Here is a 25,135-nt window from a genome sequence, read left to right as displayed (position 1 = left end):
AATGACAACATTAATAGCTATAATAGGATTAGGTGTTTTATGCCTTATATTTGAAATCTTCGATTTTAGAAAAGCGATTATTCCAATATCAATTATTGGATTATTGGCCATTCTAGGACTTACCGTTTCTGAATTTAATTCTCCTGCGAATTACTACAACAATATGATTGTAGTAAGTAAATTTTCAGTTTCTTTTTCAAGTTTGTTTATCGTACTGACTATATTTTTGGTGGCTTTGGGTCATAATTTCTATGATAATCACCAAAGTAAACTTTCAGATTATATCGCCATTAAAATATTCTTATTATCTGGGGCTGTTGCCATGGTTTCTTTTGGAAATTTGGCTATGTTCTTTTTAGGAATTGAAATATTATCCATCTCGCTGTATGTTCTTGCAGCAAGCAATAGAGTAAACGTAAAAAGTAATGAAGCTGGTATGAAATACTTCTTGATGGGATCTTTTGCTTCTGGAATTATTTTATTTGGTATTTGTATGATTTATGGAGCTATGGGCTCATTCGACATCGTTGAAATTAGCGATATGTCCCAATCAGCTGAGCTTCCTATTTGGTTTCCAATTGGAATTGTTTTGGTGACTATAGGAATGTTATTTAAAATCGCAGCAGTTCCTTTTCACTTTTGGGCTCCTGATGTTTATGAAGGTTCTCCAACTTTGACAACTGCTTTAATGAGTACTTTGGCAAAAGTTGTTGCTATTGCAACACTTTATAAATTATTGTCAAGCATGCATGCCGATATTAATTACTCATTCCAAATTGTTGTAGTAATCGTATCAATCGCTTCGATGACTTTTGGTAATATCATGGCTTTAAGACAAGTCAATGTGAAACGTATGCTTGCTTTTTCGGGTATTTCGCATGCAGGATTTATGTTGATGACATTACTAAGTTTATCTACTTCAGCAGGAAGTTTATTGTATTATACTTCTGCCTATGCATTATCTGGTATCGCTGCTTTCAGCGTTATCTTATACGTGTGTAAAAACAGAGAAAACGAAGATGTTGTAAACTTTCACGGCTTGGGAAAAACAAATCCTTTGTTGGCTGCTATTTTAACCGGTTCATTGCTTTCTATGGCAGGTATTCCAATATTTGCAGGTTTCTTTGCCAAGTTGGTTTTGTTTAGCCAAACTATTCAAGCGGGTTATTTAGTCGTGGTTATATTTGCGGTTATCAACTCGATTATAAGTGTTGGTTACTATTTCAAATTGATTTTGGCAATGTATACCAAAGAACCAAACGAAACTCGTACCGGAAAACCATTCTTGATTTATGCAGTTGCCGTTGTTGCTATTCTTCTAAATATCATTATAGGATTGTTTCCTTCACTAGTTTTAGATCTATTAGCTTAAGCCATTAAAGTATCCTATTTAAAGTCACTAATAAAATTATATTAGTGACTTTTTTATTTACCATAAAAAAACCACCAATTGCAATAATTGATGGTTTTTTACCCTAATCTAATTCAACTCAAAACTTAACATTATAGTATTGCTAGCTGTTTCCAGCTATTATTTTGATACAACATAGTTGACTATTATATCCTTTTTTCAATATTATAAATCATTTATTCACCAGATGCTAAAGCACCTCTAGATGAATTATTAATATTTGCCGTATTCATACTGTTCGTTAATTGTTTTACACTACTATTGAAAGGATCAATACTAACAACTTTTTGCAGATTTTTAAACACATCTTTTATAATTTGTTCTTTCTCTGTTTTCAATTCACTAAAAGCTTTTTTATCAGAATTGGAAGATCCTAAATATTCATTCATTTGATTTCCAATTTTAATACTTTTCTCGACCAATAATGCTGAAAGGTTCACATATGCTTCAGCATATTTAGGATTCATTTCAATGGCTTTTTTATAATAGTATTCAGCACCTTCATAATATTGTTCATTTTGGCAATTCAAACCAAAATTGGCCACTAATTCTGCATTATTAGGATTTGCTTCTATAATAACTGATACTAAATTGTCAAAATAATCATAATCTTTGGTTTCCAAATACAAGTTGGCTTCAACCAATGCTAATGACAAATCTTGACTGTCTAGATTTCTAGCCTGTGAGATTGCTTTCATAGCTTTTTCTTTGTAGCCACTTTGTACATAAATCATAGCAATACTTTTATATATTTCGGCCTTTTTAGATTGAAATTCTTGTCTTGGCCTGAAATGGGTTCCGTTTTGAATCTGAACATTTCTTTCTTTTATAGTCCCAAAATACTCATCCTTCAATTTACTTTTACTGTAAGCTATATAGACAGCAATATTTCCTGAATAATTAATATTCTTTAATTCTTCGTAACATTTAAGTGCCAAGTCATTTTCGTTAGCACTTCTATAGCTGACCGCTGCGTTATAAAGCTGCAGCGTATCTTTTTTATCTATTAAATATGCCTGATAAAATTTATCGGAAGAATCGGTAAAATTTTCGACTGCTAAATCCTCATTGGCACTATTTACAAGTCCTTCTTTAATTTTATGAAGTGATTCAATTGCCTCAGAAGTATATTTATATTGGTTTGATTCTTTCTCGACTTCAATCAAATCATTAAATGCTAGAACAGCTTGCGAAAGATTTTTGGAAGTATTAATGTTTTGGTTGGCCAAATCTACTAAAGCAGTTCCTTTTATATAGTAGAAATGAATTCTATCTTCGTCCGAAGCGTTACTAATCAAATATTCGACTGGAGACAAAATTGCAATCACTTGTTCTAAATTTCCAGCTTTTAATTCCTTTTGCGCACTTTTAATTTGATTTTTTTGAGCGTGAGTCAATGGAATAAACAACAGCAAACTAAAAAGACTTTTAAAAATACTTTTCATAAATGGCAGTTTAAATTAATAAAAAAGGTAAATGTTGGGACATTACTTGAATCAAAAAAAGATAAAAAGATTTAAAAAAAATCAATTGAACCATTTTAAAATATTATGTTTTTTTTGACATTTTCAAAGCTATCAATTAAAAAATTTTCTCTTATACGTAATTATACCTGAATTTTAACAAAAAAATTGTATTTAAAATATCCAACAAAACACTTACACAACACCTTGTATATTAAATATAATCGCTACATTACGATATGAATTAAACGGCTAAATATGGGAACTACTAAACACTTCGATTTCGATAAAGAAACAAATACCATAGCTGAAATCTGCAAAGCACTTGGGCATCCAACCCGCATGCAAATTATGACCCTTTTATGGAAAAAAAACAATAGAACTTGTGGCGAAATTGTATCATTAATTCCATTAGCACAATCAACAATATCAAAACATTTGCTGGAATTAAAAAAAGCCGAATTATTAAACGTAAAAAACGTAGGAAAGAAAACCATTTATTCCATTGAAGTTGACAAAATACAATTACTTAAAAAATATCTAATCAACTATCTATCCAACAGAGCAATCTCTAATGAAGCAGAACCATTAGCTATTACTACAGCTCCCAAAATGAAAAATGAAAAAAAATTGAATTTGAAACAATACAACTATCAATTTCCAGCTAAAAAAAGCAAAACAGATTAGTATCACACTTAGTCAATTCACAATAAAATGCTAAATGCAAAAGCTTCAATATCCAATTTCATAATTTTGTATTTTAAAATCTTTGCCTAAGCAGAAAAAATTAAATATGGAAAATCAATTAAAAATTCAAATCTGGTCAGATGTAATGTGCCCATTTTGTTATATCGGAAAAAGAAGAATTGAAGAAGCTCTTTCGCTCTTTGAAAATAAAGATTCAGTAGCTATTGAATGGAAAAGTTTTCAATTGGATCCGAGTTTTGTAGCAACACCAAATGAAAGTATCATTGATCATTTGGCAGAAAAATATAGAAAAGATACCGCTTGGGCGCAAACAATGATAGACAATATGACTGAAAACGCGAAAAAGTCTGGCTTGGATTTTCATTTTGAAAAAGCTATTCTTGCCAATTCATTGCATGCCCATCGCTTATTGCATTTGGCCAAAAAACATAATTTGTCAAACGAATTAGAAGAACTTTTATTCAAAGCCTATCTGACTGATGGTAAAGATGTAAATGATACGAACACTTTAGAATCTTTGGGTCTCGAAGTAGGATTAGAAAAAGAAGCGATTAAAAACGTATTACATTCAGACGTTTACGGCAATGAAGTGAGACAAGACCAACAAGAGGCCCAATCGATTGGTGTTACTGGTGTTCCATTCTTTGTATTTGATAATAAATATGCCGTATCTGGAGCACAAGCAACTGATGTATTTTTGAAAACATTGGAAAAAACTTGGGAAGAAGGAAATTTTAAAACCAAATTAAAACTCCAAAATACCACTGACCAGAACAGTTGTGGTATTGATGGTTGTGAATAATACAAAAAACATGAGTGAAATTACAAAAACAATCCGTTGGGGTATCATTGGTTGCGGCAATGTCACTGAATTAAAAAGTGGTCCAGCCTATCAAAAAACAGCCGGTTTTACTATTGAAGCAGTAATGCGTAGAGATGCTGAAAAAGCAGCGGATTATGCCAAAAGACACGGAATCAATAAATATTACACGAATGCAGATGCGTTAATAAATGACCCTGAAGTTGATGCTGTATATATTGCCACACCACCAGATACCCATAAATATTATGGAATAAAAGTAGCTGAGGCAGGAAAACCATGCTGCATAGAAAAACCTTTGGCCCCCAATTTTCAAGATTGTTTGAGTATCACTGAAGCTTTCGAAGCGAAAAAAATCCCTTTATTTGTCGCCTATTACAGACGAACACTACCACGATTCGAGCAAATCAAGAAATGGATCGATTCAAAAACCATTGGCGAAGTCAGACATATTAGCTGGCATTTGAGCAAACCTACAAGCGACCAAGACCATTCCAGAGAATACAACTGGAGAACAGATAAAACGATTGCAACTGGTGGTTATTTTGACGATTTGGCCAGTCACGGATTAGATCTGTTCATACATTATTTGGGAACCATAAAAGAAGTTTCCGGAATTAGCCTCAATCAACAGGGGTTATACACTTCCAAAGATGCAGCTGTCGCCAATTGGCTCCACGAATCTGGAATTACTGGTAGTGGCAGTTGGAATTTTGGCACTTTTGAACGGGAAGATGTAGTTGAAATTTACGGAAGCAAAGGCAAAATCAAATTTTCAGTTTTTGAAAATACCCCCATAATTCTTAAAACAGAAGAAGGCGAATCAAGTCACCAAATAGATCATCCCGAAAACATTCAGTTGTATCATGTAGAGCAAATTCGGGAACATCTTTTAGGAAATTCTGAACATCCATCCAGCGGCTTTACAGCAAGCCATACCAGCTGGGTTATGGATCAAATCATAGGGAACTGATCCTAAATAAAAATAGCGGTTCTATAATAAGCACCGCTATTTTTTTACCAAACAATTTCTGTTTTCTGACCTTTTTTTAAAGTAATGTCTTGTTTTTTATCACCGCTAATGAGCGTTGTTTTTCCACCTTTATTAGAAAATACTGAAACTTTTTTTAGTATTTTATCATTCCATTCCATCGAAATTTCAAAACCCCCTCTGGCACATATTCCTTTTACAGAACCACTTTCCCAAGCTTCGGGCAAGGCGGGCAATAATCGAATTTCATTTTCATCAGACTGAACCAGCATCTCGGCAACAGCAGCAGCTCCGCCAAAATTCCCGTCTATTTGAAACGGCGGGTGTGCATCGAATAAATTAGGATAAGTTCCCCCTCCTCTTCTTGGTTTCTCTGTTTTCTTTCCATCTGGATCAACATAACGAAGCAGTTCACGAAACATTTTATAAGCACGATTACCATCCCAAAGTCTAGCCCAAAGATTAATACGCCATCCTTTTGACCAGCCTGTGGTTTCATCCCCTTTTATTTCCAGTGTTTTCTTAGCAGCATTAGCTAATTCTGGTGTTTTAAGAGGCGTGATGTGATTCCCCGGAAAAAGGCCAAACAATTGAGACTGATGACGATGTCTTGGGTCTTCATCATTCCAATCAAAATACCATTCTTGCAGGTTTCCTTTTTTACCAACTTGATACGGACAGAATTTTGAAAGTGCCGTTTCTAGTTTGGCTCTAAATTCGGCATCCACATTTAACACTTTTGAAGCTCTAATCGTTTTGTCAAAACATTCCCGAATCATAGCTAAATCAGCAGTTCCGCCATACATCGTTGCACCAATAAAACCATCGGGAGCGATGTATTTATTTTCTGGTGATGTTGATGGAGACGTAATTAAATTACCGTTTTTATCCGTAACCATCCAACCCAAAAAGAACTGAGCTGCTCCTTTCATAATAGGATACCCTTCTTTTTTCAGATAATTTTTGTCTTGCGTAAACACATAATGTTCCCAAATATGGGTACTTAACCAAGCACCCGATATCGGCCAACACGCCCAACTTGGATCTTCCTTGCCAAATTGTCCAACTGGATTGGTCATCGCCCAGATATCCGAATTGTGCGCCGAAGCCCAGCCATCATTTACTCCATAAAAAGTCTGAGCTGTTGTTTTTCCGGTTACAGAAAGATTTTTTATAAAACTCAACAATGAAAGATGCATTTCGGAGAGATTGGTGTTTTCGGCAAGCCAATAATTCTCTTCCAAATTAATATTCATCGTGTAATTGCAACTCCAAGGCGGGTTTAAATATGGGTTCCAGAGTCCTTGCAAATTGGCAGGAACTCCAAGTGTTCTTGACGAGCTAATTAATAAATAGCGTCCATAATTAAAATATAGAATCTCTAGATTTTTATCTTCTTTTCCCTCAGAATAGCGCAACAAACGTTCATCAGTTGGTAAATTGGGAGCACTCGTTTTGCCTAAATCCAAACTCACCCGATTGTAGAATTTTTGATAATCAGCAATATGGGATTGTTTTAGTTTATCGAATGATTTTGCGAATGCTTTGTTTAAATTTTCTAAAGCAATTGCTTTATCGTTTAGTCCTTGGGTTGCAGGATTTTTGTCAAAACCATTAAAACTGGTTGCTATTGAAACGTAAATTATGGCTTCTGTCCCGTTTTTTAATCCTAAGGTATTGTTTGTACTTACAATTGTACCATCTGTATTCTTGATTTTCATCAAAGTGGTGAATCGTGTTCCCCTGTCTTTTTCCAAAAGAAAAGAAGGAACAACTTGATAACCTGGGTTTTCATGAATTGGTGCAACCCCATTCATTAAAAGCAAATTATCTTTTACCTCTGTTTTGAATCGCAATAAACTACTGGAATTGACATCATAACTTAAAGCGCCTTTCTTACTACTCGTCAATTTGATGACCATGATTTGATCTGGTGCCGAAACAAAATATTCACGGGTAAATTTCACTCCGTCAATTTCATAACTAACTTTGGATATAGCATTTGAAACATCTAACTCTCTATAATAATTTGAAGTTTTTCCTTTGTCAGTACTATTAATTTCCATCGTACCCAATGGCGCATAAGATTCGGAATTTTTGCCCTGAATTTTTTTATTCAACTCATTAGCTAGTTTGTAGTTTTCATTTTGCAATGCTTCGCGAATGGCAGGTAAGTTCTTGTAAGCCTCTGGATTCATAGTAGCATTTACCGGTTCTCCCGACCAAAGCGTAATGTCATTCAACTCAATTTTATCTGAATTGACACCGCCAAAGACAGTTGCTCCCATTTTTCCATTTCCTAAAACTAGACTTTCCTCAAAATAATCGGCTGGCTGGTTGTACCACAAAACATGGTTCGATTGTGCAACAACTTGACCGCCAAAAAAGGAGCAGATGAAAACAAAAAGTAGTTTTTTTAAGAAGGTTAATTTCATGAATTTTACTTATTTATATGAAAGATCTTATTTGCACTTCACATGCGTGAGGCATTACTTCACTAAAACATTTATTTTCATAGGTGTTCAGTAAACTTCGTTTAAAGCAAACTACCGAAATAGTGCGGATAGCCCGACCGAATCTACGAAAGGCGCGCAATAAGCGGCATGATAAATAGCGCCTTTTGTAAATGCGGTCACGCCCAATAATTACTTACTAACTTTATAGATTTCATTTGCCGTAATCATTTCCCAATCATCGGTTCTGAAAGGAGATGCAGGTAATTTTTCTTTATTGAAAAGATTGATTTCTGTATCGTCATCTGCCCAACCGTAATGAACCGCAACTGGATTTGATACTTTTTCGCATGAAACTATTACTTTATTATTTTTGATAATAGCCTTCGCGGCATAAAAAACTTTGTCGACACCTGCGATTTCAAAACCTTTTAGGTTTACATTTTTATCAGTTGTTGATAATCCACTTCCGATGCTATCAAAAGTGAGAATAATTTGATTCCCTTTGATTTCCATCGATTTATACATTGGTCCATTACAAACCTGTTTTTTACCATAAACATCATTCAAGGCAATAGAGGCTAAACGTTTTCCTATATCCTGTTTGTTTGTGGGATGAATGTCTTTTGCATTACCAATGTCAGTCGTTACTGCCATTCCAGTGTTTGGCAATTTCAGCGTTTCGGTTTGTGCTTCGCGAAGTTCAGCCCAGCGACTACCTACTTTACTGTTTCCATTAAACTCATTAAAGGTTGATAATTGAACAAAGTAAAAAGGAAAATCCCCCTGATTCCATTTGGTTCTCCAATCATTTATCATCAACGGGAAAGCTTTTTTGTATTGTTTTGCTCGCCACACATTGGCTTCACCCTGATACCATAAAACCCCTTGAAAAGCATACGGAATCAATGGATGGATCATTGCATTGTACAACAACGAAGGATAACTATTGGGTGAAATGGCGACTTTTACTTGTACCACATTGAACTTCCAAAGTCCTTCCAGCGGTATATTTGAATCTTTGAAATTAATCATCAAATCGGCAGGATCGCCGTAAATTCCGCCACCACCTGAGTAATCTGAAATTCGAACCGCAATTACGTTCGCGCCTTCTTTCAAAACTCCTGCAGGGATTTTATAGATTCTTTTGGCTTCCCAAATGTTATTGGTTCCAACCTGAACGCCGTTGACATAGGTTACATCTTCATCATCCACTTTGGACAAATGCAAAACAGCTTCTTTCTTGGCTTGATCCGCTGATAAAACAATCGTTTTTCGCATCCAAACCACCCCATCAATATTCCCTATTTGTTGGTTTTCCCAAAGCGAAGGCACTTTGATTTCCGGCCAATCTGCATCCTGAAAATTCAGGTCTTTTAATTGATTTTCATTGACCATCGTCACATCAAATCCTTGAACTTTTCTGATATTATCTAAAACCGACTTTTTGTATGTTTCAAAAACGGCGTCCATATCCACCTGAGGCACTTCGGAGATCATAGCTTTAAAGTCATCGTTTCTTTCAAATGCTTCACGACTGGTCCAAGTCTCCACACAAGTACCACCCCAAGACGTATTGATAATTCCGATTGGGATTTTTAATTCTGCATATAATTTTTTAGCAAAAAAGAAACCCACAGCCGTAAAATCACTGATAGCCTCTTTACTGCAAACGGCCCATTTTCCAGCTTTTAAATCTTCTTTTGGCGAACCACTCAAATCCTGGGCAACACCAAAATGACGAATCATCGGATAATTGGAGTCTTCTATTTCAGCTTTGGAATTCATCGTTTTATACATTTGAAATTCCATATTGGATTGTCCGCTGCAGATCCAAACTTCGCCAACCAAAATATCTTTTATTAAAATTTTGTTTTTTCCTGTAATAGATAATTCAAAAGGCCCTCCAGCTTTTTCTGAATCTAATTTTACCATCCATTTTCCATTTTGATCGGCAGTAATGGTTTTGGTTTGCTTGTTGAAATGAATTTCGACTTTTTCGTTGGCATCCGCCCAACCCCAAATCGGAATTTGTTTATTACGTTGCAAAACCATTCCGTCTGAAAACACTAAAGGCATTCGAACATTGGCATTAGAAAAAAACGCAAACAATAAAAATAAAGTAACTAATAGCTTTTTCATCTTAAAAAAAATTGATAATCGAAAAAATGATTTCCTATAAATTTAATAGTTATTTATAAAAAATCATTTCGTCAAATTATATGTCGTTTCTACTTATTTTAATCCGTCTTGCAAAGCTGTTAACGCCTGAGCATCGTATATCGTATTGTTGGTACGATTGAATAAAGTCATAGTGTTTACACCCATGAATCCAGCATCCCAATAAAAAGGGAGCAGACCATTAGCTCTTGCTTTTTTTACAACATTCTTTAAATAATCGGCTCTTGATTTGAGGTGTAAAGCCAATGCATCACCCGTTAAATCACGCCTAATAGCTCCAAATTCTCCAAGTACAACCGGAATACCTTTATCTACAAATTGTGTTTTCATAGACAAGAAAAATTTGTCTAAATCAGCCTCTTCACCCCAAGTTGGATTATGATCCGTATCTGTGGTTGAATGATTTCCTGCTCCCCAATAATAAAACATTTTGCCCCAAGATTCATCTTTGGTCATCAAACTAAATTGATAAGGATAAAAATGAATTTCGGCCATCATGCGATTGGCCACCTTATCTGTTGGCAAAGCAGTCATCAACTTATTGGTTTTTTCGATATCTGTTGATGGCCCTTGAACAATCAAAGTACGAAATGCATTTTTCCCTCCTGTAGAACGCACTGCATCAATAAACGTTTGGTGATAGGATGTCAAAACTGCCATTTGAGCAGCATTGTCAACGTTAGGTTCATTGGCACTGGCAAAAAGTAAATGTTCGTCAAAATCGCGAAAATTGGTTGCTATTTGTTCCCAAAATGCTTTTTGTTTGGCATTATTAGCTTCTTTCTTTTCTTCAGTACAATTGTTTTCAAGCCATCCGCCATCCCAGTGAATATTAACGATGACGTACATATCATTATCAACACAATATTGCACTACTTCTTTTACCCTGTTCATCCATTCTGTACTGATTTGTCCCGTAGTTGAACTCACTAGATTTTGATCCCAAGAACAAGGAATTCGAATCGCATTAAAACCATTTGCTTTAACCAAATCAATTAATTCTTTGCTAACTTTTGGATTTCCCCAATTGGTTTCTCCTCCTGTAGCTTCGAGTGTATTACCGATGTTCCAGCCTAGCTTTATTTTGGCAGCAAGCTCCACAGCATTACTTGCCATACCAGTAGCATCTGCAGCTATCGGATTGGTATTATAATTTGGATATAAAGTAGTAACTGGAGCAACCCCAACCTGAGAAACAGCAATTTGGACAGAAGCCGTTTGATTAGAACTAATAGTGATCACTGCTGTTCTAGTTACTGTACCAATATTCTCCGATGCTGTTATATTAAATGTCGTGGTTCCAGTACCACCTGAGAGTTGACTCAACTGTATCCAACTGGTATCCGAAGTAGTGACTGTCCAAGCAGTTGCATTAGTGGTAACTTTTATAGCAGCAGCATTCCCTTTAGTTTGAAAATCAATTTTGTTGGTATCTGCTGAAAGCGATATTGTTTCTGGTTTTGTGTCTGTTCCTGAATCGGAATTACAAGACCAAAGACCAAAAAAAGCAACATATAAAAGGATGCTAAATAGTCGATTGATTACTGTTTTTTTCATTTTCGCAATTATTGGTTTTATGGTTAGTTAGTTATTTAATCCAGAATCTGCATTGAAAATCTATAGCAGATTCTAGATTCAAATTAGAAGGAATGCTAATGTTACTTAATGGTTACGGTTACTTCTTTCTTAATATCACGAGAAGAACTTCCTAATTTCAAAGTATAATTCCCTGGCTCTACTGTCCATTTTTTGGTTTCCTCATTGTAATATGCCAACTCTTTGACAGGAACTTTAACTGATACCGTTTCAGAATTTCCAGTTTTAACCAATACTTTTTGGAAACCTTTCAATTCTTGGGCTGCACGGGTAATTTTTGAATCTGATTTAGAAGCATATAATTGAACCACTTCTTTACCGTCAACTTTTCCGGTATTTTTAACCGTTACTGAAACTGTAATTGTTTCATCGGCTGTATATTCTTTTTTATCCGTTTTAGCATTATCGAAAGCAAAAGTGGTATAGGACAATCCGTATCCAAAAGGATAAAGAGGTTCTATTTTTTTTGTATCGAACCAACGATACCCTACCAAAATTCCTTCGGCATAATTCACAATTTTATCACCAGGAAAACTCTTAGTGGCATGTGCTGGTGAATCCATAATATTTTTAGGCATTGTCCAAGGTAATTTACCTGATGGATTTATTTTTCCTAACAGTACATCTGCCAAAGCATTTCCACCTTCAGAACCGTTGAACCAACTCCAAATCAAAGCATTTGTTTTATTTTTTATTGCTTCAATATCAAAAGGCGCTCCAGCAATCATGACAACAATGGTTCTTGGGTTTACAGCCAATACTTTTTGAATCAATTCTTCTTGTCCAAATGGCAAGTTTAAACTTCTACGATCAGAAGCTTCAGTTTCATAATCACGATTGGATCCCGCAAAGATTATCGCAACATCCGATTTTCTAGCAGCTTCAATAGCTTCTTGTAATTTCGCCGGCTCTAATTGGTCAATAGTAACAGGGCCATTTGAAGTAATATTTCCTAAATTTCCTTTATTTCTTTCATCATAACGCTCTAAATAGCCTTCGGCATAATTGATTTTGATCGAAGCCGGCAATCTGTTTTTCAAACCTTCCAAAGGTGTAATCTCTCTTTTAGTTTTTACGCCTGCGCCAAATCCGCCCAAAGCATTTTTCTTGGTCGCATTATTTCCAATTATAGCGATGGATTTCACGCCATCCAATTTTAGGGGCAGTGCATTATTTTCGTTTTTCAACAAAACAATAGCTTCTGATGCTATTTTGTATGCATCTTGGTAATGTGCTTCGGTTGAAATGCTACCCTTCGCACGATCTTTGCCACCCAAAGCTTTTACTTGGAACAAAACTTTCAGTATTCTTTTTACATGAATATCAATTTCGGCTTCTGAAACTTTACCTGCTTTCGCATCTGCAATTAGTTTATCCGCTAGGAAAAACTCATTAAATGGTTTTGGAGTTCCCATTTCGATATCCAATCCGCTTTTCAAAGATTTTACAGTGGAATGTACGGCAGCCCAATCAGAAACAACGACACCCTTAAATCCCCATTCATCACGCAAAACTTTGTTCAACATATAATCGTTTTCACATAAATATTCACCCCTAAACTTGTTATAAGCTCCCATTATACTATATGCTTTCCCTTCCTTTATAGCGGCTTCGAATGCTGGCAAATAAATTTCGCGAAGCGTACGTTCGTCCATTTGAACATCAACATAATCGCGGTTTGTTTCTTGATTGTTGGCCGCAAAATGTTTGACACAAGCCATTACATCATTGTCTTGTAAACCAACAACCATAGGCACTGCCATTTTTTTATTCAAAAACGGATCTTCTGTCAAATATTCATAGGTTCTACCACCTAGCGGAGTTCGTACAATATTAATTGCAGGGGAAAGCAACATATCCTTATCCCTAGCTCGTAATTCCTGTCCTACACTATTCCCGAAAGTATAGGCTAAATCAGCATTCCAAGTGGCTGCCAAAGCTCCAGCGGCTGGATAATACGTTGCAAAATCGTTAGTCAGACCAGCTGGTGCCCAATTGTCTCTGGAAATTTCTTCGCGAACCCCTAACGGTCCATCGGCCATCTTTAATTCAGGAATACCCAAACGTTTTACGCCTCCACTTGTAAACATACTATTACCATGCAGCATTCCTATTTTTTCTTCAAGCGTCATTTGAGCAACCAATTTGTCAATTTCTGAGTCATATTCATTGGTTATTTCTTTTCCTTCATAGACTTTTGTTTGCGTTGAACCCGAATCCCGTACCTCATTTTTGCAAGAAGCAAAAATCACAAAAGTCATCGCTACCGATAGATGTAAAATGTTATTTTTCATGCTAATTATATTTATTATTGTTTTTGAATCATTATTATTAAGAAACTATTGCTTTACCAAATTCAGCAACAGCACATCATTTTCATTAATCTTGAAATCCTTTTTATATATTCCATTCGCATCAATTTTTACTATTTCGGTTGAAATCGGATCTCCATTATTTTTTTCTTTAAGCTTATTTACTTGTTGTTTGGTCAGTTGATTCGGTTTATTCATTCCTAAATAATCGGTAAAAACGTCATTCACTTTGTAACCTACTTTGTATATTTCTAATGTATAGTTGCCTTTTTGGAGTCCTGCAACTTCAATTTTCACAGACCCTTTTGGTTTTGATGGTAAATCTTTTATATAATATTGTTGATTATTTGTAGCATCCGGCAAAGTATAGGTAAAATCCCAAAACAAAACCTGCACATTCCCTTTTTCATTTTTAGTCGCCCAAGAAGAAGTATCCGTATTTTGTAGTTCAGTTTCTCCCAATTTGTTTAAAAAAGAATATGAAAAATAGGCTGGTTTCTTAATTCCTTGTGTATTCAACAATCCGAAACCACCGTGAAAAGGGGTAAATCTTGGGCCCGGTTCTTCAAAAATATCGGTAAAAACCCAATACGACATAGAGTTTGCGGCATTACCCACTTGTTTCAGTTTTTGAAGAATATAAGCGGCCGAATGATAACTGTCGTGGATTGGATCAGCCGGAGTGTACGATGAACTCCATTCAGTATAATGCAATTCCAGGTTTGGTTTTGCAGAACTTGAAATTTGCTTACGTGAATTAATTACTTCACCGCTCACACTCGATTCTTCTTTATTCAAGACAGTGCCAGAACCTCCAAATTCATCTAAAAAACCTTGACCAACGCCGTAAGCGTGTGTAGAGATAAAATCTAAAGGCACTTTGTTTTTACTACAAAATTCAATTGTTTCAGGTACCCAAGCCGCTCCGGCTGTTGCAGGGCCTCCCACTTTGTAAGCAGGATTTACGCTTTTTACTGCTCTGGCCGTGTAATCATACAATTTGAAATATTCCTCTTGGGTTCCTGTCCAAAAGCCAGGTGACAAATTCGGTTCGTTCCAAACTTCGAAATACCAAGTTTTTACTTCTTCTTCACCATAACGTTCGGTAAAATGCTGAGTCAGATTTCGAATTAAATCTTCCCATTTTTTATAGTCTTTAGGCGGAGTTACATTTCCTTTCCACCAAAAAATAGTTTCATTTCCACTGGCTAATCTTGATGGCATAAACCCTAATTCGACAAATGGTTTCACATTGATGCTTAGTAAAAAATCGTACAGCACATCAATATATTGGTAATTGTAAATTGGATTTCCTTTATTATCCTCTGTATAAACAGCCATATCGTCGGTCAATAAACCGTGCATCCTAATGTATTTGAAATCACATTCTTTTTTGGTCAAAGCCAATTGTTGTTGCCAATCGGCACGTAGTCCTTCATTGGCTCTTCCTGCTCCAATACATTCTTTGAACATTGTATTCAATTTTCCAGCTGATTTATTATAATCGACTTTTATAATTCTGCTTTTAGCATTTGAGTCTTGTCCAAACAATGTAACATTGCCTAAACATAAAATAATAAGTATTGCTAAATATTTTTTCATCTTTATTTTACGGTTATTTTTTTGGTTAAAAGGATTTTATCAGAAGCGCTTCCTACTTCAATTTCAATTTGTCCTTTTTCCAGTTCAAATTGTTTTTTGGATGTATTCCAATATTCTAAATCATTAGCTTTTAAAGTCAACGCAACCGTTTTGGTTTCACCTACTTTTAAAAATATTCTTTGAAAAGCTTTCAATGCTTTTATCGGTTGCTGAATTGCCGAGTCGATTGATTTAACATACAATTGAACGACTTCCTCCCCGTCTCGTTTTCCGGTATTGGTAACTGAAAACGAAACTGTTAGGGCTCCATCTTTTTCTAAAGTTTCCTTGTTTGTGGTTATCGAATTGTAGGCAAAAATGGTGTAACTCAATCCGTGACCGAAAGCATACAATGGTTTCCCTTGAAAATACATATAGGTTCTTCCGTTGCGGATATTATAGTCTAATAAATCAGGTAAATCTGTAATATCCTTTACCCAGGTTTGTGTCAGTCTTCCCGCTGGATTGTAATCCCCAAACAATACATCGGCCAAAGCTGTTCCCAACTCCTGGCTGTTTTGTGTCATGTGCACAATAGACGGAATATGTTCCTGTGTCCAATTGATCGCATACGGAAAACTGCTTATTAAGGCTACAACCGTATTGGGATTGGCTTGATATGCAATCTTAATTAAATCCTCCTGTTCCAATGTCAAAGACTGACGATCTACGGATTCTTTGCCTTCGCTCGGAACCGGACAATCGTTCCACCCTGCATTGCAAACTGGATGATTCCCAACTATTACAATGACTACATCGGCTTTTTTTGCAATAGCCGCCGCTTTGCCATCAGCATTGTTCTTGGCGTATAAAATTTCCACCTTATCTCCCAATTTGTTTTTAATTCCCTGTAAAGGCGTTACCACATAAGGAGGCGTTCCGCTGTACCAGTCCAAAAGCACCTCATCGGTACGAATACCGATTACGGCAATCGTTTTGATTTTTTCTTTTTGCAAAGGCAAGAGCTGTTTCGCTGGATCATTCTTTAATAAAACAATTGATTTCAATGTTGCTTCCAATGCCAATTTTTTATGGGCATCGGATTTCCAAGGATCAATTGTGTCTTTTCCTGTTCCAATTTTAGCATACGGATTGGCATCCATAGCGTCCAACATTCCCAGTTTTATCATTACACGAAAATCACCTCTGATAACTTCGTCTACGTCTTTTTCTTTGAGATAACCTTTCGCAATGGCACCATCAACTCCTTCTTTATAATCATCCAAAAACTGATTGATTCCTGCTTTTACGGCTGCGGCGGCCCCCAAATACGAATCGGCATAATATTTATGATCCGAAAGCAATAACTTAAAAGCGCCACCATCGGTACAGATAATTCCGTTTTGTCCCCATTCTTTTTGAGTAATCTCTTTCAGCATCGGATGCACCATAGCCGGAATTCCGTTTACTTTATTGTAAGACGCCATATAGGCTCTCGAACCTCCTTCAATGATTCCCATCCTGAAAGGAACTGAATAATATTCTCTCCAAAGCCGTTCGTCAAAATCGGATGAAGTATAAGTTCTGCCGTCTTCGTTGCTGTTCGCCAAAAAATGCTTCATCAATGAAGCCGATTGCCAATATTTTGGATGATTCCCCTGAAGCCCTTTTACAAAAGCGACGGTCATCGTTCCGTTAAAAAAAGCATCTTCTCCGTAACTTTCTTCGGTGCGTCCCCAACGTGGATCTCTGGCGATATCGGCATTTGGAGCTCGAATCACCAAACCTCCTCGATGGTATTTCTGAAAAGCAAAACGCGCTTCATAACCTTCCACCTGAGCCACTTTCTGAATCAAATCTACATCCCAAGTTTCGCCTAAACCATAGGCCTGTGGAAATGTAGTTGTTGTAATTGGTTCTTTTCCCTTTCCTCCCCATTTGCCTGGACCACCCAATGCCAATCCGTGTAATCCTTCGACATGGCCTGTACCCACAACTCCCAATCTTGGAACAGAAGGATCAGTGCTTAATACCGCTACTTTTTCTTCCAAAGTCATTAATGACAACAAATTGTCAATGCGCTTTTCAACACCCAAATTTGGATTCTGAAAAGGGTACTGTTGCTTTTTTTGTGCCAAAACTGGTACAATCGACAGTAGAAGAATGATATATAGGATATTTTTTTTCATTTAAATAATTGATTTAAAACCATTTCCATAAAATATCTAATAATACCTAGCAGGTTAAAAAAACCTGTTAGGATAGCTAATGAAAAGCACAAAATTTCTTGATTAATGCTGAATTTGCGTGAGGGATAGTAGTGGAAATCCTTTTTTTATCCCGCCTTTTTGCGGGATAAAAAAAGATTGCAACGGATAGCCCGACCCTTGGGGCACGCCCAAACTATTTTTATAATTTTTTGAATCGGATGGCTGTTCCTCCTGCTCCGCCCAAATGCAATTTCAATACATCTGATGCTTTTACTGTTTTTTTGGAAATAGCAACTGCTGATGGATTGTGTGTTTCATCTGTACCTTCAGCATCCGCATAAATCTGTGCTTCGTAAGTGGCTTTGGAATCTAAAAATGTCAATGGAATAACTAAATCTCTAGCTTTTTCATTGGTGATACTTCCCAAATACCAATCTTCACTATTTCTATCTTTACGGGCAGTGGTGATGTATTGTCCGATTTCTCCATTCACAACTTTTGTGGTTTCCCAATCTGTTGGAACGTCTTTCAAGAATTGCAAAGCTGGTTTTCCTTCATAGTTTTCTGGAAGATCGGCCATCATTTGGATTGGAGCATAAATCGTTACATATAATGCCAATTGTTGTGCCGTTGTTCCATGAACTCTTTTCCCTGGGTAACCTTGTTTTACCTCAACGTCAAAAATCCCCGGTGTGAAATCCATTGGTCCAGAAAGCAATCTGGTAAACGGAATGATGGTCAAATGATTTGGTGGATTTCCTTCGCTCCAGGCGTTGTATTCTTGTCCTCTAGCCGCTTCTCTAGAAACCATGTTTGGATACGTACGGCGTTCTCCTGTATCTTTTATGGACTCATGGTATAAAACGGCCAAATCATATTGAGCCGCTTTTTCTAGAACATATCTGAAATAATTCACTCCAAATTGTCCAAAGTGCCATTCTTTCATGTTCAATTTTGAACCAACGTGACCAATCTTAACCGAATGCATTCCGAGTTTTTTGTATAAAGCAAAAGCGTCGTCGATTTCTTTTAGATAATTAATCAAATTTGAACCAGTTTCGTGGTATCCGATAAGCGCCACATCATTTTTCTTTCCGTACTCAACTACTTTTTCCAAATCGAAGTTATCGGCACTTTTTGTAAAACTGAACATGTGCATTTTGTTTTCATACCAAGCCGGTGTCCAGCCTTTGTTCCAGCCTTCAATTAGCAAATGGTGAAAACCTTCTTTGGCGGTAAAATCAATGTATTCTTCAGCATGTTTGGTTGTTGCTCCTTGCTTGTCGCTTTCCCAAAATGTGTATTTCCCGATGTGCATTCCCCACCAAATTCCGAAATATTTGTATGGTTTAAAGTAACTTATTTTACCTAATTTATTGGGTTCGTTCAGATTTAAAATCAAATAAGACGTAATCAAGTCAGTTGGTTTTTCGGCAATCTGTAACGTTCTCCAAGAAGAAGCAAACGTATCTTTTACACGAACTTTTACTCCATCAGCCCAAGGCACCAAATCAGATTTAAGTTGTGTACCAGTAGTATTTACCAAAGTCATACTGGCAAAATCTTTTAGGTTTGCTTCATGAAAACTTAATGCCAACCCGCTTTTACTTTCGATAGTTAATGGGGTTAAAACGGTATCAAGAGTACTTACCGGCGCATCTTTAAAAAGATATTCATCGCGATTTTCTCTATTGGCCGGAATCCACCATGCTTTTCCGTCCTCTTTCAGGTTGAAAGTCGTTTTTTCATCCATGATAAAAATACTGTCTTTCGTTTCTTGTTTTGGATACACATATCTAAACGCAATTCCGTCATCGTAAGCACGAAACTGAATTTCGAGTTTGCGTTTGTTTTTGTCTTTTTGTTGCAATTGCACCACCATTTGGTTGTAGTGGTTTCTGATGTTTTTCTTTTCCCCCCAAACCTGTTCCCAAGTTTCATCAAAAGTGGAATTCTCTACTTTGAGTACTTCAAAATTATTGCTAAAATCTTCATTGTTTTTTAGCATGAAACCCATATCAGACGGCGTAATCACTTGAGTTTTTCCGTGAGTAACCGCATATTTTGGCGCGCTACCCACCAACTGAAATTGAATTTTGTTTTTCCCTGCAGGAGAAGCCAATTCATAAGATTTTGTCTTTTTGCCTTGAGCATTACCTATACTTATAGACAGTAATAGAACGGGAAGTATTAATTTCTTGATCATAATATTGTTTCTTAATCTTATTTTATAAATCGGGAAATAAAGCAATCCTCCATTCCCCGATTTAAAACTAACTCAACTTATTTATTTTATCCACTCGGTTTTGAAAGTGGTTTTTCCAGTTAATGGATTTGATATTGCTTCAAAATTGCTTCCTTTTTTGGAAACCGTAATTGTTTGTACTGCATCGGTTCCTGGCAAGAATACTTTAGCAGTAGCTGTATTAGTAGCATCTGTAGCATATACTTTTAAGGTCAATTTGCTCCAGTCCATATCTTTTGTCGATTGCGCCAATCCAATATGAGGAATCGCAGAACCGTCTCTAACCAAAACTACGATTGGAATATCACCTGCTTTAATTTTGTGCCATCCACCTTGATATACTTGCTTGGTTTGATAATCAATCCAAGTTCCTTCTGGAAGATAGACGTCTCTTTCAGTTACTTCTTCAAATAAAGGAGCCACTAACATACTGGATCCAAATAAGTATTCATTGTCTACCAACCAAGCACCTGGATCGTTTGGATATTCAAGGAATAAAGCACGCATCATCGGCAATCCTTTTTGAGAACTTTCCTTGGCTTGCGCATAGATATAAGGCATTAATTCGTAACGCATATTATCGGCGTTTCTAAATCCTTCCAAGAAGTCTTTGCTGTACAACCAAGGTTCTCTTGGAGGTTCACCATGACTTCTTACGTGTGAGGTAAACATTCCGAATGGAGCCCATCTTCTGTATAAACTCTCAGGTGATTTTGTTGCAAATCCACCCACGTCATGACTCCAGAAACTGAAACCACTTAATCCTAATGAAAGACCTCCTCTTAATTCGGCTGACATAGCACCATTACTTGTTTCGGCATCACCTCCCCAGTGTAATGGGTAACGTTGGCTTCCTGCCCAAGTACTTCTGGCCCAAATTAAAGTATAGCCTTTTTCTTTTTGAGTAATTTCGGCTACTGCTTTGTTGTAACGCAATGGGTATAAATTGTGTTCGTAGAAACCAGTACGTCCTGAATGGTAAATTCCTTCTGGCGGTGCAGCTTCTCCAAAATCAACTTTGAATACACTAACTCCTTGATCAAACAAATGTTTCAATTTTGCTTGGTACCAAGTCACAGTCGCTGGATTCGAAAAGTCCAAAACCGCATCTTCATAAGGCAAGTTTCCTTTGCGGTCTCTTACGGCAAGATCTTTGTCCATAATTTCATTGAACAACGTATTTTTTGGAGAGAAATACGGTAATTGCCATAAACATACATGGAAACCGTCATCTTTCATATCCGACATCATTTTTACTGCATCCGGGAAACGATCTTTAGAAAATTCGTAATTGTTTCTCCAATCAACATCAAACCAACCCGTGTCAAAGTGAATTACATCAGTCGGAATTTTATAGGCACGTAAATCTTTCGCAACTTGACGTCCTTCTTTTTCAGAGAAATAAGTGATACGACTCATCCAAAAACCAAATGACCAAAGCGGTGGCATTGCAGCTTTCCCTGTCAAATTAGTATATTCATCCAATATCTCTTTTGGTTCTCCGATGAAGAAAAACAAATCGGCTTCATCATCACCAATGTACATTTCATTGGCGCTGTTAAAATATCTTCCAAAGTCAACTGTAATAGGAGTTGAATGATGCATAAAAACACCATAACCACGGCTACTCATATAAAACGGAACTGGTTTGTACATCGTTTCGTTTTGAATACCATTGGCATCATCAGTCCATAAAACCACTTTTTGTCCGCGTTTGTTGAACTGTGTAAATGATTCTCCACAACCAAATATTTTTTCGTCTGGTTCTAAGCTGAAAGCCGCTCCCATACTTCTGGAATAATCACTGTTTCTGCGTACGAATGAAAACGGAAGCGTTGGTGTATACGTATTTTTAAAATCAGAATCATGAAGAGTGCTTGTTAGCAGCTTTCCTTTTTCGTCATAAATTTTTACGTGCCAAGGTTTTGATAAAATTTCAACAGAACCATGTTTGCTTGTGTATTTATAACCGCCTTCAATTTTAGAAGATTTCCATAATTCCGGGTGATTCGGAGCTACTCCATCAACCAGCATCAACGATTCTTTTTCAGGATGAAATTGTGGTCCAGAAGTCGTTTTGATACGAATGGATCGATCCGATACAAACTGAATTTGAAAAGGCAATTCAGGAGAAACTGCATACTCCGTCGTTGGAAATTCATTGGCAGGAACAACACCTGGCTTCATCATCATATTGTTGAAAGCCTGACGCGTTTGATAATTGTAACGCAAATATTTTATAGTTCCTTTTCCTGTTGCAGGGTCAAAACTGGTTAACTCATCAGCAAAATAAAACGTGTTTAGATAATTCTGAAAATCTTTGCTGATATCCATTGGTGCGTTAAGCACATCTGCATTTTGAATTTGTGCTGACGCTTTTGGCGAAACCAGTAAACCAAAACCCATGAATAGAGACAGGGAAGCTATCTTTATTTTTTTCATTGTGTTCTTTTTAATATTATTTAATTGTGTTTTATTCTGCAGAAATTGTAATTGTTGTTGCTTTCAAACCATTGGCGTTAGCGGTTAATTCAAGCTTTTCGGCTTTATTGCCAGACTGAATCACCACTAAACATTTTCCATTTAAGGCAGTATGTTTTGTTCCTTTGTACGATTCATGACTCACTGGATCTCCGCTGCAAACCCCAACAATTTTCCCGTTTCCTTTCAAAGAAAATAGAATCTCGTTATTCGCATTTGGCGAAAGCACACCATTTGCATCGGTAATATCTACCGTGACGAAAGACAAATCGTTTCCATCGGCTTTGATAGTTGGTCTGTCTGCAGTCAATTTTAAAGCTGCTGGTACTCCGGCTGTTTTGATTACCGTTTCTAAAACTGTTTTACCATTTTTTCGAGAAATTGCTTTTAATGTTCCTGCTTGAAAAGGAATTCTCCACATCACATGTAAATCGTCTCCTTTTTTGCTGCGAACTCCAACTGATTTTCCGTTAAGAAAAAGCTCTACCTCATCAGCATTATTGTAGTATGCCCAAACATCAACGTTTTTACCAGCTGTCCAGTTCCAATGTGGGAAAAGGTGAAGAACGGTTTTGTTTGTCCATTCGCTTTGGTACATATAATAAATATCTTTTGGGAAACCTGCCAAATCCACAATTCCGAAATACGAACTGATTGACGGCCATTCATAAGGTGTTGGTTCACCGATATAATCGAAACCGGTCCAGATGTACATTCCTGCAAGGAAATCGTGTTTCTTCATCACTTTCCATGTTGCTTCGTGAGTAGAACCCCAAGGCGCCTGAACCTGATCGTAAGCCGATACTGTATTGCCTGGATTTCCATCCGTAAATTTAAGATCCCATCTTACCGGCCATTTCTTAACGACATCCGAAACATTATCATAATATCCACGTGTTTCTAAAGCTGAAGTCGTTTCGGTTGCAATAAACGGAATATTAGGAAAGTTTTTTTGATGGTGTTCAAAAGTTTGATGCGCATAATTGTAGCCTATAATATCCAAAGCTCCCGAAGTTGCTAATTTATTGAAATAGGTTTTAGACTTTTCAAATTGTAGCGTTACGTCGTCAATATTCATATTAACTGCAGGATTCATTGCAGCAGTAACCAAACGTGTGGTATCTAGTTTTTTTACGATTCCGGACAATTCTTTGGCAATTACTACACCTTCATCACTCCATTGTTCTGGAATTTCGTTTCCGATACTCCACATAAAAATGCTGGGATGGTTGCGGTCTCTCAGGATTTGATCCTGCAAATCTTTGGTATGCCATTTATCCCAGTCAAGGCTGTAGTCGTATTTGGTTTTGGCTTTTTTCCACATATCAAATGCTTCGTCCATAACGATGAAGCCCATTTTGTCACAAAGATCCAAAAGCTCTGGTGCTGGTGGATTATGAGAAGTTCTTATACCATTTACTCTCATTCCTTTCAAAATTTCCAACTGGCGTTCGATGGCTCTAGTATTAATGGCCGATCCCAATGGACCTAAATCGTGGTGCATACAAACACCTTTGATTTTAACCTGTTTCCCGTTTAAAATAAATCCTTTATTAAGGTCAAATTTGAAACTTCGGATTCCGAAGTTGGTTTTGTATTGATCTATTATCTTGTTATCAATGCTAATTGTCGTAACCGAAGTGTATAGTTCCGGTTTTTCATCAGACCATAAAACAGGATTGTTAACAAGGATGTCTTGACTTAAAACTTGATTTGCATTTGCAGCAATACTTATATTTTGGGTAACCGAAGTTACTTTAGTGTCGTTTTTGAAAATTGTAGTTAGAATGGTTGCGCTTTTTGAAGCTGCGTATTGATTTTTAATTGTAGTTTCTAAATGTACCGAAGCACTTTTCGAAGTTACTTTTGGGGTAGTAATATAAGTTCCCCATTGCTCAACATATAATTTATCTGTTGTTTCCAACCATACGTTTCTGAATATCCCTGAACCGGAATACCAACGAGAGTTAGGTTGTTTTGAATTGTCAACTTTGACAATGATTTCATTGTTTTTATCTCCGTAATTCAAATAAGGAGAAAGGTCATATTGAAAACCGATATACCCATTTGGGCGTTTACCAAGATAATGTCCGTTGATCCAGACTTGGCTGTTTCTATAAACTCCGTCAAAAACTATTGACGTGATTTTTTCTTTATTCTCAAGAGCAATCTTAAATGTTTTTTTGTACCATCCCAAGCCTCCGTTAAGAGCACCTCCGCCATAACCAGCAGGGCTTTTTTCATCAAACTTTCCTTCGATACTCCAATCGTGTGGCAAGTTTAATGTTCTCCAAGTGGTAGAACTGTTGATTGTATCTTTATCTTTTATACTGTCGTTCAAATGAAAATTCCAACCTGAATTGAATGCCACTTTTCTAGAATTAGGAACAGTTCCCTTTTCTTTTCCTGTATAGGACATTACTAAAATTATAACTCCTAACAGTGCCAACCCCTGTATAAAATTGCTTAGTTTTTTCATTTTTATTAAAATTATAATCGTTTTTAAAGTAATATAAATGTATCGATAAGTGTTTAAATGACACTAATTATCGATACATTATATTATTACTTTTCAGTTGTAGGTTTTCTTTTCTTTAAAACAGGCTCCCATTGTTTTGGAAATACTATCAAGAGTAGTAGTATGAATCCTAACTCTTGATATTGTATACCCGTTTCAAAGTCC

Annotated in this window: 14 protein-coding genes; 4 read left to right on the top strand and 10 right to left on the bottom strand. The window is 36.5% G+C overall.

Features of this window, described 5'->3' with window-relative positions:
- Position 1 precedes the first annotated feature (1 nt).
- On the top strand, positions 2 to 1,372 hold the full coding sequence (locus DOS84_RS07685) for an NADH-quinone oxidoreductase subunit N (RefSeq protein ID WP_111409548.1): 1,371 nt from the start codon (positions 2 to 4) through the stop codon (positions 1,370 to 1,372).
- Between the two features lie 215 nt (positions 1,373 to 1,587).
- Here the strand turns inward: DOS84_RS07685 and DOS84_RS07680 are convergent, their stop codons facing one another.
- A complete protein-coding gene (locus tag DOS84_RS07680; RefSeq protein ID WP_111409547.1) occupies positions 1,588 to 2,856 on the bottom strand; it encodes a tetratricopeptide repeat protein in 1,269 nt (422 codons plus the stop codon).
- 276 nt (positions 2,857 to 3,132) lie between these two features.
- Here DOS84_RS07680 and DOS84_RS07675 point away from each other — a divergent pair, with 276 nt between their 5' ends.
- The 3 genes from DOS84_RS07675 to DOS84_RS07665 all read left to right on the top strand — a co-directional run bounded on the left by DOS84_RS07675 (position 3,133) and on the right by DOS84_RS07665 (position 5,375).
- The gene (locus DOS84_RS07675; protein WP_111409546.1) at positions 3,133 to 3,561 is read left to right on the top strand and encodes an ArsR/SmtB family transcription factor; all 429 of its coding nucleotides are present in this window, start codon (positions 3,133 to 3,135) and stop codon (positions 3,559 to 3,561) included.
- Between the two features lie 106 nt (positions 3,562 to 3,667).
- A complete protein-coding gene (locus tag DOS84_RS07670) occupies positions 3,668 to 4,384 on the top strand; it encodes a DsbA family oxidoreductase (RefSeq protein WP_111409545.1) in 717 nt (238 codons plus the stop codon).
- Positions 4,385 to 4,394: 10 nt separating this feature from the next.
- Positions 4,395 to 5,375, top strand: a complete 981-nt coding sequence (locus tag DOS84_RS07665) for a Gfo/Idh/MocA family protein (protein ID WP_111409742.1) — start codon at positions 4,395 to 4,397, stop codon at positions 5,373 to 5,375.
- A gap of 44 nt (positions 5,376 to 5,419) precedes the next feature.
- Here DOS84_RS07665 and DOS84_RS07660 read toward each other — a convergent pair whose 3' ends face one another.
- The 9 genes from DOS84_RS07660 to DOS84_RS07620 all read right to left on the bottom strand — a co-directional run bounded on the left by DOS84_RS07660 (position 5,420) and on the right by DOS84_RS07620 (position 24,931).
- A complete protein-coding gene (locus tag DOS84_RS07660; RefSeq protein WP_111409544.1) occupies positions 5,420 to 7,828 on the bottom strand; it encodes a glycoside hydrolase family 95 protein in 2,409 nt (802 codons plus the stop codon).
- Between the two features lie 210 nt (positions 7,829 to 8,038).
- Positions 8,039 to 9,988, bottom strand: a complete 1,950-nt coding sequence (locus DOS84_RS07655) for a sialate O-acetylesterase (protein ID WP_111409543.1) — start codon at positions 9,986 to 9,988, stop codon at positions 8,039 to 8,041.
- 93 nt (positions 9,989 to 10,081) lie between these two features.
- Complete coding sequence (locus DOS84_RS07650) at positions 10,082 to 11,584, bottom strand: cellulase family glycosylhydrolase (RefSeq protein ID WP_207802029.1); 1,503 nt, start codon at positions 11,582 to 11,584, stop codon at positions 10,082 to 10,084.
- A 101-nt stretch (positions 11,585 to 11,685) separates the two neighbouring features.
- Positions 11,686 to 13,917: a glycoside hydrolase family 3 C-terminal domain-containing protein gene (locus DOS84_RS07645; protein ID WP_111409542.1), complete on the bottom strand. Its 2,232-nt coding sequence runs from the start codon at positions 13,915 to 13,917 to the stop codon at positions 11,686 to 11,688.
- 45 nt (positions 13,918 to 13,962) lie between these two features.
- On the bottom strand, positions 13,963 to 15,537 hold the full coding sequence (locus DOS84_RS07640) for a GH39 family glycosyl hydrolase (RefSeq protein WP_111409541.1): 1,575 nt from the start codon (positions 15,535 to 15,537) through the stop codon (positions 13,963 to 13,965).
- A 2-nt stretch (positions 15,538 to 15,539) separates the two neighbouring features.
- The gene (locus tag DOS84_RS07635) at positions 15,540 to 17,705 is read right to left on the bottom strand and encodes a glycoside hydrolase family 3 C-terminal domain-containing protein (protein ID WP_111409540.1); all 2,166 of its coding nucleotides are present in this window, start codon (positions 17,703 to 17,705) and stop codon (positions 15,540 to 15,542) included.
- A 220-nt stretch (positions 17,706 to 17,925) separates the two neighbouring features.
- Entirely contained in the window at positions 17,926 to 19,932 is a 2,007-nt protein-coding gene (locus DOS84_RS07630; protein WP_111409539.1) for a glycoside hydrolase family 97 protein, read from the bottom strand.
- A gap of 81 nt (positions 19,933 to 20,013) precedes the next feature.
- Positions 20,014 to 22,413 (bottom strand): glycoside hydrolase family 31 protein, encoded by a 2,400-nt coding sequence (locus DOS84_RS07625; RefSeq protein ID WP_111409538.1) that lies wholly within the window; start codon positions 22,411 to 22,413, stop codon positions 20,014 to 20,016.
- A 31-nt stretch (positions 22,414 to 22,444) separates the two neighbouring features.
- Entirely contained in the window at positions 22,445 to 24,931 is a 2,487-nt protein-coding gene (locus DOS84_RS07620) for a glycoside hydrolase family 2 TIM barrel-domain containing protein (RefSeq protein WP_111409537.1), read from the bottom strand.
- Between the last annotated feature and the right edge of the window lie 204 nt (positions 24,932 to 25,135).

Source organism: Flavobacterium aquariorum, from assembly GCF_003254745.1.
GTDB lineage: Bacteria > Bacteroidota > Bacteroidia > Flavobacteriales > Flavobacteriaceae > Flavobacterium > Flavobacterium aquariorum.
This window is presented reverse-complemented; position numbering and strand designations above follow the sequence as displayed.

Bases quoted from the DNA above. Each gene is read 5' to 3' on its own strand.
- DOS84_RS07650 (WP_207802029.1), bottom strand. From the start codon at position 11,584: ATGAAAAAAACAGTAATCAATCGACTATTTAGCATCCTTTTATATGTT.
- DOS84_RS07625 (WP_111409538.1), bottom strand. From the start codon at position 22,413: ATGAAAAAAATAAAGATAGCTTCCCTGTCTCTATTCATGGGTTTTGGT.
- DOS84_RS07630 (WP_111409539.1), bottom strand. From the start codon at position 19,932: ATGATCAAGAAATTAATACTTCCCGTTCTATTACTGTCTATAAGTATA.
- DOS84_RS07620 (WP_111409537.1), bottom strand. From the start codon at position 24,931: ATGAAAAAACTAAGCAATTTTATACAGGGGTTGGCACTGTTAGGAGTT.
- DOS84_RS07670 (WP_111409545.1), top strand. From the start codon at position 3,668: ATGGAAAATCAATTAAAAATTCAAATCTGGTCAGATGTAATGTGCCCA.
- DOS84_RS07665 (WP_111409742.1), top strand. From the start codon at position 4,395: ATGAGTGAAATTACAAAAACAATCCGTTGGGGTATCATTGGTTGCGGC.
- DOS84_RS07640 (WP_111409541.1), bottom strand. From the start codon at position 15,537: ATGAAAAAATATTTAGCAATACTTATTATTTTATGTTTAGGCAATGTT.
- DOS84_RS07685 (WP_111409548.1), top strand. From the start codon at position 2: ATGACAACATTAATAGCTATAATAGGATTAGGTGTTTTATGCCTTATA.
- DOS84_RS07660 (WP_111409544.1), bottom strand. From the start codon at position 7,828: ATGAAATTAACCTTCTTAAAAAAACTACTTTTTGTTTTCATCTGCTCC.
- DOS84_RS07680 (WP_111409547.1), bottom strand. From the start codon at position 2,856: ATGAAAAGTATTTTTAAAAGTCTTTTTAGTTTGCTGTTGTTTATTCCA.
- DOS84_RS07655 (WP_111409543.1), bottom strand. From the start codon at position 9,988: ATGAAAAAGCTATTAGTTACTTTATTTTTATTGTTTGCGTTTTTTTCT.
- DOS84_RS07635 (WP_111409540.1), bottom strand. From the start codon at position 17,705: ATGAAAAAAAATATCCTATATATCATTCTTCTACTGTCGATTGTACCA.
- DOS84_RS07645 (WP_111409542.1), bottom strand. From the start codon at position 13,917: ATGAAAAATAACATTTTACATCTATCGGTAGCGATGACTTTTGTGATT.
- DOS84_RS07675 (WP_111409546.1), top strand. From the start codon at position 3,133: ATGGGAACTACTAAACACTTCGATTTCGATAAAGAAACAAATACCATA.